Annotated in this window: 2 protein-coding genes; both read left to right on the top strand. The window is 74.2% G+C overall.

The genetic code is table 11. From position 1 onward, the window contains the following. On the top strand, window positions 1–6,484 hold a 6,484-nt coding region (locus OG982_RS30785; RefSeq protein ID WP_266950255.1), incomplete at its 5' end, for a type I polyketide synthase. Window positions 6,485–6,631: 147 nt separating this feature from the next. Continuing rightward, on the top strand, window positions 6,632–12,844 hold the full coding sequence (locus tag OG982_RS30780) for a type I polyketide synthase (RefSeq protein WP_266950245.1): 6,213 nt from the start codon (window positions 6,632–6,634) through the stop codon (window positions 12,842–12,844). Window positions 12,845–13,040 lie beyond the last annotated feature (196 nt).

Raw genomic sequence — 13,040 nt, 5'->3', positions numbered from 1 at the left:
CCCGCTGACGGCGGTCGTGCACACGGCGGGTGTCCTTGATGACGGTGTGGTCGGTTCGCTGACGGCCGCGCGTCTGTCGGCGGTGCTGCGTCCGAAGGTGGATGCGGCGTGGAACCTGCACGAGCTCACCCAGGACCTGGACCTCTCCGCGTTCGTGCTGTTCTCGTCTGCCGCCGGTGTGTTCGGTGGCGCGGGGCAGGCCAACTACGCGGCGGGCAACACCTTCCTGGACGCCCTGGCCGCGCACCGTCGGGCCCAGGGTCTGGCGGCCACGTCCCTGGCTTGGGGTCTGTGGGCCGAGGTCGGTGGCATGGGTGGTGCTCTGGACGCCGAGGACGTGTCCCGACTCGGCCGTGGCGGTGTCAACGCCCTCACCGCCGTTGAAGGCACGGCGTTGTTCGACGCCGCCTGCGCCGCCGGGCAGCCGCTGCTCGTGCCGGTCAAGCTCGACCTGGCCGCCCTCCGGGCCCAAGCCGGCAGCGGGATGCTCCCGCCGCTGCTCTCGGGCCTGGTCCGCACGCCCGCTCGCCGCGCCGCCGACACCACCGCACCCGACGCATCCGGACCGGCGGCACGCCTCGTCGGCCTGACGGACGCCGAACAGCTGCTCTTCGTACTGGACTTGGTACGTAATCAGGTCGCTGCGGTGCTCGGCCACGCCGGGCCCGAGGCGGTCGAGGCCGACCGTTCCTTCCGCGAGCTGGGCTTCGACTCCCTGACCGCCGTCGAGCTGCGCAACCTGATCGGCGCCGCCACCGGGCTGCGCCTGCCCGCCACCCTCGTCTTCGACTACCCGACCTCCACGGTCCTGGCCGACCACCTGCGGGCCGAGCTGCTCGGAACGGTGCCGGCCGCGCCGTCCGCACCGGTGGCCGTCGCGGTCCGCGACGACGAGCCGATCGCGATCGTGGGTCTGGGCTGCCGGTACCCCGGTGGCGTCGAGAGCCCGGAAGCCCTGTGGCAGCTCGTCCTGGAGGGTCGGGACGTCATCTCCGGGTTCCCCGACGACCGCGGCTGGGACGTCGACGCCCTCTTCGACACCGACCCCGGCCACGAGGGCACGAGCTATGCCCGCGAGGGCGGCTTCCTCTCCGACGCCTCCGCCTTCGACCCGGCGTTCTTCGGGATCTCGCCGCGCGAAGCCGTGGCCATGGACCCGCAGCAGCGCCTGCTCCTGGAAACCTCCTGGGAGGCGTTCGAACGGGCCGGCATCGACCCGCGGACCCTGCGCGGCAGCCGGACCGGCGTTTTCGCCGGCGTCATGTACCACGACTACGCCTCCCGGCTCGCGGCACTGCCCGAAGGCGTCGAGGGCTTCCTCGGCACGGGCAACGCGGCCAGCGTGATCTCCGGCCGGCTCTCGTACACCTTCGGCCTGGAGGGCCCGGCGGTCACCGTCGACACCGCCTGCTCCTCCTCCCTGGTGGCCCTGCACCTCGCCGTGCAGGCGCTGCGCAGCGGGGAATGCTCGCTCGCCCTGGCGGGCGGCGTGACCGTGATGGCGACTCCCGCGGCCTTCGTGGAGTTCAGCCGGCAGCGGGGCCTCGCGGCCGACGGCCGCTGCAAGGCGTTCTCCGCCGACGCCGACGGCACGGGCTGGTCCGAAGGCGCCGGGGTGCTCCTGGTGGAGCGCCTCTCCGACGCCCGCCGCAACGGGCACCCGGTGCTGGCCGTGGTCCGGGGTACGGCGATCAACCAGGACGGCGCGAGCAACGGCCTGACGGCCCCCAACGGGCCCTCGCAGCAACGCGTCATCCGCCAGGCCCTCTCCAACGCCGGTCTGTCCGCCGCCGACGTCGACGCGGTGGAGGCCCACGGCACGGGCACGACCCTCGGCGACCCGATCGAGGCCCAGGCGCTCCTGGCCACCTATGGGCAGGACCGCCCGGCGGACCGGCCGCTGCTCCTCGGCTCGATCAAGTCCAACATGGGCCACACGCAGGCCGCCGCCGGTGTCGCCGGGATCATCAAGATGGTCATGGCGATGCGGCACGGGGTCCTGCCCAAGACGCTGTACGTGGACCAGCCGACCCCGCACGTCGACTGGGCGGCGGGAGCCGTGAGCCTTCTGGACTCGGCCACGGACTGGCCGCGGACGGGCCGCCCGCGCCGGGCCGCCGTCTCCTCGTTCGGCTTCAGCGGCACCAACGCCCACGCCGTCATCGAGCAGGCCCCCGAGCCGGTGGAGCCCGAGGCGGGGACCGTGCCGGCCCGGGTGCCGGGCAGCCTGCCGTGGCTCCTCTCGGCGAAGGACCCGCAGGCCCTGCGCGACCAGGCCGCGCGCCTGGCGGCGCATGTGGTCGAGCACCCCGAACTGTCCCTCGTGGACGTCGGCCACGCCCTGGCCACGAGCAGGACCGCCCTCGACCGGCGCGCCGCCGTGGTCGCGGAGGACCGCGAGGGCTTCCTGGCCGGTCTCGCCGCGCTCGCCGAGGGCGAGTGGGCGGCCGGCCTGCTGGAAGGCTCGCCGACCGTCGGCAAGCTGGCGTTCCTGTTCACCGGACAGGGCAGCCAGCGGCTGGGCATGGGGCGTGAGCTGTACGAGACCTACCCGGTCTTCGCCGCCGCCCTGGACGCGGTGGGCGAGCGACTGGACCTCGAACTGCCGCTGAAGGAGGCCCTGTTCGGAGACGAAGCGGACCTGCTCGACCGTACGGAGTACGCGCAGCCGGCCCTGTTCGCGGTCGAGGTGGCGCTGTTCCGTCTGCTGGAGTCGTACGGCGTGCAGCCGGACTACCTGTCCGGCCACTCCATCGGCGAGATAGCCGCCGCGCACGTCGCCGGGGTGCTGTCCCTGGACGACGCGTGCGCCCTGGTCGCGGCCCGTGGCCGCCTGATGCAGGCGCTGCCCGCCGGCGGCGTGATGATCGCCGTGCAGGCGTCGGAGGACGAGGTCCTGCCGCTGCTGACCGACCGCGTCAGCATCGCGGCCGTCAACGGCCCGCAGTCCGTGGTCGTCGCGGGCGACGAGGACGCCGCGACGGCGATCGCCGAGTCGTTCCCCGACCGGAAGACCAAGCGGCTGACCGTCAGCCACGCCTTCCACTCGCCCCACATGGACGGCATGCTCGACGCCTTCCGCGAGGTCGTCGAGGGGCTGACGTACGCGAGCCCCCGCATCCCGATCGTGTCCAACCTGACCGGCGCCCTCGTCACCGACGACGAGATGGGTTCCGCCGACTTCTGGGTCCGGCACGTCCGCGAGGGCGTCAGGTTCCTCGACGGCATCCGCGCCCTGGAGGACGCGGGAGCCGCCACCTACCTCGAACTCGGCCCCGAGGCCGTCCTCTCCGCACTCGCGCAGGACTGCCTCACCCGCGACGGTGCGGCCTTCCTCCCCGTCCTGCGCGCGGAGCGCCCCGAGGAAGCCACCCTCGGTTCGGCCCTCGCCCAGGCGCACCTGCGGGGCATCGCCGTCGACTGGGACGCGTACTACACGGGCACCGGCGCACGCAGGGCCGACCTGCCCACGTACCCCTTCCAGCGCCAGCGCTACTGGCTGGAGGCGCCCGCCCACGCCCTCAGTGGCGACGTCGCGTCCGCCGGGCTCGGCCCGACCGCGCATCCGCTCCTCGGCGCGGCGGTCGACCTGCCCGACTCGGACGGGTTCCTCTTCACCGGGCGGCTCTCCCTGCGCACCCACTTCTGGCTGGCCGACCACCGCGTCGCGGGCACCGTCCTGCTGCCGGGCGCCGCGCTGGTCGAACTGGCCGTCCGTGCGGGCGACCACGCCGGCTGCGGGCGCCTGGACGAGCTGACCCTCGAAGCGCCCCTGGTGCTGACGGAGACGGGCGGGACGCAGCTGCGGCTCGCGGTGGCCGAGCCGGACGCGCAGGGGCGCCGGGCCTTCCAGGTCTACTCGCGCCCCGAGCAGACCGCCCCCGACGAGCCGTGGACCCGTCACGCCGACGGCGTCCTGGCCCCCGAGGCCACGGACACCGGCATCGAGGCCCTGGGGGAGTGGCCGCCGGCCGGTGCCGTCGCCTGCCCCGTTGACGACCTGTACCCGGGCTTCGACGGCATCGGACTCGGCTACGGCCCCGCCTTCCGCAACCTCCGCCGGGCCTACCGGCTCGGGGACGAGGTGTTCGCCGAGGTCACCCTCGACGAGGACCGCCTCCCGGAAGCCGCCCCGTACGGTCTCCACCCCGCGCTCCTCGACGCCGCCCTGCACGCCGTCGGCCTCGGGGAGTTCTTCCCCGAGGGCCCGCAGGGCGCGCGGCTGCCGTTCTCCTGGGACGGCGTGCGGCTGCACGCCGCCGGCGCTGCCGGATTGCGCGTACGGATGGCACCGGCGGGCCGGGACGCGGTGACGCTGACCCTGTGGGACGGGAGCGGGGAGCCGGTCCTGACCGTCGACTCGCTCGTCCTGCGCCCCTTCGCCGCCGACGGCATCGCTGCCGCCGCCGGTTCCGGTACCGGACCCGTACGCGAGGCGCTGTTCCAGGTCGACTGGACCGCCCTGACGCTGCCCGAAGCCGCGCCGGAGTCCGGTGCCGGCTGGGCGCTGCTCGGCGCGGACCCGCTCAAGACCGGCGCCGGCCTGGAACGGGCCGGGATCCTCGACGACGCCTGCGGATCGGCGTACCCGGACCTGAACGCCCTGGGCGAGGCCTTCGACGTGGCCGAGGCCCTGGGGGAGCCGGCACCGGAGACGGTCCTCGTCTCGCCGGCGCCCGACCTCGCGGCACCGGATGCGGCCTCGGCCGCGCACGCCGCGACCGCGCACGCCCTGGACCTCGTCCAGGGGTGGCTGGCGGACGAGCGGTTCGCGGCCTCCCGGCTCGCGGTCGTCACCCGCGGGGCCGTCGCCGCCGACCCCGACGAGGACGTCACGGACCTCGCGCACGCCGCCGTGTGGGGCCTGGTGCGCTCCGCGCAGGCCGAGCACCCCGGCCGGTTCGTCCTGGTCGACCTCGACGGCGAGGCCCCCTCCTACGGGGCCCTGCCCGCCGCGCTCGCCACCGACGAGACCCAGCTCGCCCTGCGCGGGGGGACCGTACGGGCGCCCCGGCTGGCCCGCGCGGCCCTCACCCCGCCCGCGCCCGCGGCCGCAGCCGAGGGCGAGGGCGAGGGCGAGGGCGAGGGCGCCACCCGCGCCGTCGACCCCGAGGGCACCGTCCTGATCACCGGGGCCACCGGCACCCTGGGCGGCCTGTTCGCCCGGCACCTCGTCGCCGAGCACGGCGTACGTCACCTGCTGCTCACCAGCCGGCGGGGCGCGGCGGCGGACGGCGCCACCGAACTCGCCGATCAGCTGGTCGCGTCGGGTGCCCGGGTCACCTGGGCGGCCTGCGACGCGGCCGACCGGGACGCGCTGGCCGCCCTGCTGGCCTCCGTACCGGCCGGACACCCGCTGACGGCCGTCGTGCACACCGCCGGTGTGCTCGACGACGGCACCGTCACCTCGCTCACGCACGAGCGGGTCGCGAAGGTGCTGCGGCCCAAGGCCGACGCGGCATGGAACCTGCACGAGCTGACCCGGCACCTCGACCTGGCGGCGTTCGTCCTGTTCTCCTCGGCGGCCGGCGTGTTCGGCAACGCCGGACAGGCCAACTACGCGGCCGGCAACACCTTCCTCGACGCGCTCGCCCAGCACCGCCGGGCCCAGGGCCTGGCGGGCCTCTCGCTCGCGTGGGGCCTGTGGGACGACGAGGCCGGCATGGCCGCCACCCTCGACGACCAGGACCGGCGCCGCCTCGGCCGCGGCAGCATGAACGCGCTGTCGGAGGCCGACGGGCTGGCCCTCTTCGACGCTGCCCTGCGGGCGTCGACGGCCGCGGTCGCCGAGGCCGGGGAGCCGGGGAGCGCGAGCCTGCTCGTGCCCGCCCGGATCGACCTCGCCGCCCTCCAGGCCCAGGTGGGCGACACCGTCGCCCCGCTGCTGCGCGGCCTGCTCCGTACACCCGTACGACGCAGGACGAGCGGCGGCGCCTCCGCGGACGCCCCGGGGACGCTGGCCGATCGGCTGGCCCAACTCCCGCCCGCCGAACGGGACCGGGTGCTGCTCGACACGGTCTGCACCCACGTCGCCCAGGTACTGGGCCACAACGGCGCGGCCGCCATCGAACCGGGCAGCGCGTTCAAGGAGCTGGGCTTCGACTCGCTGACCGCCGTCGAGCTGCGCAACCGGCTCGGCGCTGCCACCGGACTCCGGCTCCCGGCCACGCTCATCTTCGACTACCCGACCCCCGAACAGCTCAGTGGATACCTGCGCTCCGCCCTGCCCCTCGGCGCCGGCGGACCCACCGTCTTCGGTGAACTCGACCGGCTGGAAAGCGCGTTGGGCGCGGTGGACGCGACGGACGCGGACAGCGTCACCCGCTCGCGGATCACGATGCGCCTCCAGGCCCTCATGGCCAAGTGGAACGCCGGCCAGGACACCGGACGGCGCACCGGCACCGACGAGGACACCGACGACGACCTCGACGCGGTGACCGACGACGAGCTCTTCGACCTGCTCGACGACGAACTCGGCGCCTGAGCACGCCGGGCGGGGCACCCCGCCCCGCCCGGCACCCCGAACACCCCGAACACCCCGAACACCCCGAACACCCCGAACACCCCGAACACCCCGAACACCCCACGGACAGACCCGTACGACCGCCTCTCTGGCATGGAGCCCACGCACATGGTGAACGAGGACAAGCTTCGCGACTACCTCAAGCGGGCGACCGCCGATCTGCGCCAGGCCCGCAGGCGGTTGCGCGAGGTGGAGGAGCAGAACCAGGAACCCGTCGCGATCGTCGCGATGAGCTGCCGCTACCCGGGCGGCGTCCGCAGCCCCGAGGACCTGTGGCGGCTCGTCGCCGACGGTGACGACGCCGTCTCCGGGTTCCCCGTCGACCGGGGCTGGGACGTGGAGTCGCTCTACGACGCCGACCCCGACAGCGCCGGATCCAGCTACGTCAGCGAGGGCGGCTTCCTCTACGACGCCGCCCGCTTCGACCCCGCCCCCTTCGGCATCTCCCCGCGCGAGGCCCTGGCCATGGACCCGCACCAGCGGCTCCTGCTGGAGACCTCCTGGGAGGCGTTCGAGCGGGCCGGCATCGACCCGACGTCCCTGCGCGGCAGCCGGACGGCCGTCTTCGCCGGCGTCATGTACCACGACTACACCGCCCGCCTCGACTCCGTCCCCGAAGGCGTCGAGGGCTTCCTCGGCACCGGCAGCTCCGGCAGCATCGCCTCCGGCCGCGTCGCGTACACCTTCGGCCTCGAAGGCCCCGCCGTCACCGTCGACACGGCCTGCTCGTCCTCCCTGGTCACCCTGCACCTCGCGGTGCAGGCCCTGCGGGCGGGGGAGTGCACCATGGCCCTCGCCGGCGGGGTCACCGTGATGGCGACCCCGGCCACCTTCACCGAGTTCAGCCGCCAGCGCGGCCTGGCCGCCGACGGCCGCTGCAAGCCCTTCGCGGCCGCCGCCGACGGCACCGGCTGGGGCGAGGGCGTCGGCATGCTGCTCGTGGAGCGGCTGTCGGACGCGCAGCGCAACGGACACCCGGTGCTGGCCGTGATCCGCGGCTCCGCGATCAACCAGGACGGCGCGAGCAACGGCCTGACGGCCCCCAACGGGCCCTCGCAGCAGCGCGTCATCCACCAGGCGCTCACCAACGCCCGCCTCACCACCGCCGAGGTGGACGTCGTGGAGGCGCACGGCACGGGTACGACCCTGGGCGACCCGATTGAGGCGCAGGCCGTGCTCGCGACGTACGGGCAGGACCGGCCGGCGGACCGGCCGCTGCTGCTCGGCTCCATCAAATCCAACATCGGTCACACCCAGGCCGCGGCCGGTGTCGCGAGCATCATCAAGATGGTCGAGGCGATGCGGCACGGCGTCGTCCCCAAGACCCTCCACCTCGACGAGCCGACCCCGCACGTGGACTGGGAGGCGGGCGCCGTCTCCTTGATCGGCGAGAGCGTCCCCTGGCCGCGGACCGGTGCCCCGCGTCGTGCGGGTGTGTCGTCGTTCGGGTTCAGCGGGACGAACGCGCATGTGATCGTGGAGCAGGCGCCGGAGGCGGACGCGGATACGGCTGAGTCCGTTGAGCCGGATGTTCGTTCTGGGATGCCGGTGGTGCCGTGGGTGCTGTCGGGCAAGAGCGCGGGGGCGTTGCGGGCGCAGGCGGAGCGGCTGTCCGGCTGGCTGGCGGGTGTGCCGGGTGTGGATCCGCTGGATGTGGGCTGGTCGTTGGCGGCGACGCGTGCGGGGCTGGATCACCGGGCCGTCGTTCTCGGCGATCACGCTGCCGGTGTGGCTGCGGTTGCGTCGGGTTCGCTGGCCGCTGGTGTGGTGACCGGGTCCGTGGTCGGTGGCAAGACCGCCTTCGTGTTCCCGGGTCAGGGCTCGCAGTGGGTGGGCATGGCGGCGGGGCTGCTCGACGCCTCGCCCGAGTTCGCCGCGCGGGTGGATGAGTGTGCGAAGGCGCTGGAGCCCTTCACCGACTGGTCGTTGGTGGATGTGCTCCGGGGTGCCGATGGCGTGCCCTCGCTCGACCGGGTGGATGTCGTGCAGCCGGCTCTGTTCGCGGTGATGGTGTCGTTGGCTGAGGTGTGGCGTTCGGCGGGTGTGCGTCCGGGTGCGGTGATCGGGCATTCGCAGGGTGAGATCGCGGCCGCCTGCGTCGCCGGGATCTTGTCCCTGGAGGACGCGGCTCGTGTCGTGGCTTTGCGGAGTCAGGCGATCGGGCGGGTGCTGGCCGGCTTGGGCGGCATGGTGTCCGTGCCGCTGCCCGCTGCCGAGGTACGTGAGCGGATCGCGCCGTGGGGTGAGGAGCGGATTTCCGTCGCTGCCGTCAACGGCCCGTCTTCCGTGGTCGTCTCCGGCGAGGTCCAGGCCCTGGAGGAGCTCCTCGCCTCGTGTGAGGCGGACGGGGTTCGTGCCAAGCGGATCGCGGTGGACTACGCCTCGCATTCGGCGCAGGTGGAGCTGCTCCGTGAGGAGCTCGACACCCTTCTCGCCCCGATCGTTCCGCAGGCGGCGGAGGTTCCGTTCCTGTCCACGGTCACCGGCGAATGGGTCAGCGGCACCGAGCTGGATGCCGGTTACTGGTTCCGCAACCTGCGTCAGACAGTCGAGCTGGAGCAGGCGACCCGCACGCTCCTGGAGCAGGGCTTCGGTGTGTTCATCGAGTCGAGTCCGCACCCGGTGCTGACCGTCGGCATGCAGGAGACCGTCGAGGACGCGGGCCGCGAGGCTGCGATCCTGGGCTCCCTGCGCCGCAACGAGGGCGGTCTGGAGCGTTTCTGGCTCTCCTTGGGTGAGGCCTACGTCCGCGGCGTGACGGTCGACTGGGACGCGGTCTTCGCCGGCACCGGCGCCCAGCGCGTCGACCTGCCCACCTACGCCTTCCAGCAGGAGCACTTCTGGCTCGAAAGCGGTACCGCCCCGGACGCCGGCCCCGCCGTGTCCCCGGCCGACACCGCCGACGCCCACTTCTGGGAGGCCGTCGAGCGCCAGGACGTGGCCGCCCTCACCGCCGAGCTGGCCATCGACGGGGACGAGACGCTCACCGCTCTCCTGCCCGCGCTGTCCTCCTGGCGGCGCCGTCGGCAGGAGCGCTCCACGGTCGACGGCTGGCGCTACCGGATCACCTGGAAGCCGGCTCCCGAGCCCGCCGCCACCCGTCTCACCGGCACTTGGCTCGTCGCGGTCCCGGAGGCCGGTGAGGGAGCCGACGCCGTCGTGCGCGCGCTCGCCGAACACGGGGCCGATGTACGGCAGATCGCGGTCCCCCGTACCCACGACGCCCGTGCCGAGCTGGTCGAGCGGATCCGTGAGGCACTCGCCGACGGCCCCGCCGTGGCGGGCGTGCTGTCCCTCCTGACCCCCGCCGGGGCCGAAGCGGAGCCGATCGGCTCCGCCGCGCCCGCCGGGGTGATCGCCACCCTCGCGCTCGTCCAGGCCCTCGGTGACGCCGACGTTGCCGCTCCGCTCTGGTGCGTCACCCGTGGCGCGGTGTCCGTGGGCCGTTCCGAGCAGCAGGCCGATCCCGCGCAGGCCCCGATCTGGGGACTCGGCCGCGTCACGGCCCTGGAACACGGCGAGCGTTGGGGCGGTCTGATCGACCTGCCCGCGCAGACCGACGCCCGGACGCTCGGACGACTCGTCGGCGTGCTTGCCGGGGACGCCGCCGAGGACCAGGTGGCCGTGCGGTCCTCGGGGCTCTTCGTGCGACGTCTCGTGCGGGCCCGGCTGGCCGAAACCCCGCCGGTGCGCGAGTGGCGTCCGGCCGGGACGACGCTGGTCACCGGTGGTACGGGCGCCCTGGGTGCGCACGTGGCCCGCTGGCTGGCGGAGAACGGCGCCGAGCACCTGATCCTGACCAGCCGCCGCGGGGCCGAGGCGCCCGGCGCGGACGGGCTGCGCGAGGAACTGACGGCCCTGGGCGCCGAGGTCACGCTCGCCGCCTGCGACGTCAGCGACCGCGACGCCCTCGCCGCCCTCCTGGCCTCCGTCCCCGCCGACCGGCCGCTGACCGCCGTCGTACACACCGCCGCCGTCCTCGACGACGGAGTGATCGAGGCGCTCACGCCCGAGCAGGTCGAGCGCGTCCTGCGGGTCAAGGTGGACGCCACGCTGCACCTGCACGAGCTGACCCGCGACCTCGACCTGTCCGCGTTCGTCCTCTTCTCCTCCTTCGCCGCCACCTTCGGCGCCCCCGGCCAGGGCAACTACGCGCCGGGCAACGCGTTCCTCGACGCCTTCGCCGAGTACCGGCGCGCCGCCGGGCTGCCCGCCACCTCCCTCGCCTGGGGCCCCTGGGGCGACGGAGGCATGGCCGAAGGCGCCGTCGGCGACCGGATGCGCCGCCACGGCGTCATCGAGATGGCTCCCGAGCGGGCCGTCAGCGCACTCCAGCACGCGCTGGACCGTGACGAGACCACGCTGACCGTTGCCGACATGGAGTGGAAGCGCTTCGTCCTGGCCTTCACCTCCGGCCGCGCCCGGCCGCTGCTGCACGACCTGCCCGAGGCGCGGCAGGCCATGGAGCACGCCCGTACCGACGCGGCCGAGGACACCGGCAGCGCCGCCGTCCTCACCCGGCAGCTCGCCGGGCAGCCCGAGGCCGAGCAGGAACGGCTGCTGCTGGAGCTGGTCCGTACCGCCGTCGCCGCCGTCCTCGGCTACGCCGGGCCCGACGCCGTCGAGGCCGGCCGGGCGTTCAAGGAGCTGGGCTTCGACTCCCTCACCTCCGTTGAGCTGCGCAACCGCCTGAACGCCGCCGCCGGCCTCAAGCTGCCGCCCACCCTCGTCTTCGACTACCCGACGCCCACCGTCCTCGCCCGCCACCTGCGGGCAGAGCTCGCCGGGCAGGGCGCGGTCGGCGCCACGCTCGTACCGACTGCCTCCGCCTCCGCGTCCGACGCCGAGCCGATCGCCGTCGTCGCGATGAGCTGCCGCTTCCCCGGCGGCGTCCGCAGCCCCGAGGAACTGTGGCAGCTGCTCGCCTCCGGCGGCGACGCCCTCTCGCAGTTCCCGGCCGACCGGGGCTGGGACGTCGAGGCGCTGTACGACCCCGACCCCAACGCGCAGGGCACCTCCTACACCCGCGAGGGCGGCTTCCTCTCCGACGCGGCCGCCTTCGACCCGGCGTTCTTCGGGATCTCCCCGCGCGAGGCCCTGGCCATGGACCCGCAGCAGCGGCTGCTGCTGGAGACCTCGTGGGAGGTCTTCGAGCGGGCCGGCATCGACCCGGACACCCTCCGCGGCAGCCAGTCCGGCGTGTTCGTCGGGACCAACGGCTCCGACTACTCCCACCTCGTACGGGGTGCGGCCGACGGCCTCGAAGGACACCTGGCCACCGGCAGCGCGGGCAGCGTCGTCTCCGGCCGGCTCTCGTACACCTTCGGCCTGGAGGGCCCGGCGGTCACCGTCGACACGGCCTGCTCGGCATCGCTCGTGGCCCTGCACCTCGCGGTGCAGGCGCTGCGGAGCGGCGAGTGCTCCATGGCCCTGGCCGGCGGTGTGACGGTCATGTCCACGCCTGGCACCTTCATCGAGTTCAGCCGCCAGCGAGGCCTGTCCACCGACGGCCGCTGCAAGGCGTTCTCCGCCGACGCGGACGGCTTCAGCCCGGCCGAGGGCGTCGGCATGCTGCTCGTGGAGCGGCTGTCGGACGCGCGGCGCCACGGGCACCCCGTGCTGGCCGTGGTCCGGGGTACGGCCATCAACCAGGACGGCGCGAGCAACGGCCTGACGGCTCCGAACGGCCCCTCCCAGCAGCGCGTCATCCGCCAGGCCCTGGCCAACGCCCGCCTGACGACGGCCGAGGTGGACGTCGTGGAGGCGCACGGCACGGGTACGACCCTGGGCGACCCGATCGAGGCGCAGGCCCTGCTGGCCACGTACGGGCAGGACCGGCCGGCCGATCAGCCGCTGCTGCTCGGCTCGATCAAGTCCAACATCGGTCACGCGCAGGCCGCCGCCGGCGTGGCCGGTGTGATGAAGATGGTGCTGGCCATGCAGCACGGCATGCTGCCGCAGAGCATCCACATCGCCCAGCCCACCCCGCACGTGGACTGGAGCGCGGGCGAGGTGGCCCTGCTGACCGAACAGCGGGCCTGGCCCGAGACCGGGGGCCGCCCCTGGCGAGCGGGAGTGTCGTCGTTCGGGTTCAGCGGGACCAACGCCCATGCCATCATCGAGCAGGCCCCGGCGGAACAGGGGTCCGACGAACAGGCGACCCCTGCGTCGTCGACCCCCCCCCCTACTGACCGCGACCACCCCGGACGACACCGGTTCCGACCGACGGACCCCGCTGCCCTGGCCGCTGACGGCCAAGACCGAGAAGGCGCTGCGCGGCCAGGCGGAGCGACTGCTGAACCACCTCGCCACCCGTCCTGACCTGCGACGCGTCGACGTCGGCCACTCCCTGGCCACGACCCGCACGGCACACGACCGGCGCGCGGTACTGATCGGCCGGGACCCCGAGGAACAGCTCGTGGGCCTGGCCGCCCTGGCCGCCGGAGGCACCGCACCCCTGCTCGTCCAGGGGTCGGTCATCGGGGGCAAGAGCGCGTTCGTGTTCCCCGGACAGGGG

The organism is Streptomyces sp. NBC_01551 (assembly GCF_026339935.1).
In the GTDB taxonomy this organism is placed as follows: Bacteria; Actinomycetota; Actinomycetes; order Streptomycetales; family Streptomycetaceae; genus Streptomyces.
This window is presented reverse-complemented; position numbering and strand designations above follow the sequence as displayed.

Bases quoted from the DNA above. Each gene is read 5' to 3' on its own strand.
- OG982_RS30780 (WP_266950245.1), top strand. From the start codon at position 6,632: ATGGTGAACGAGGACAAGCTTCGCGACTACCTCAAGCGGGCGACCGCC.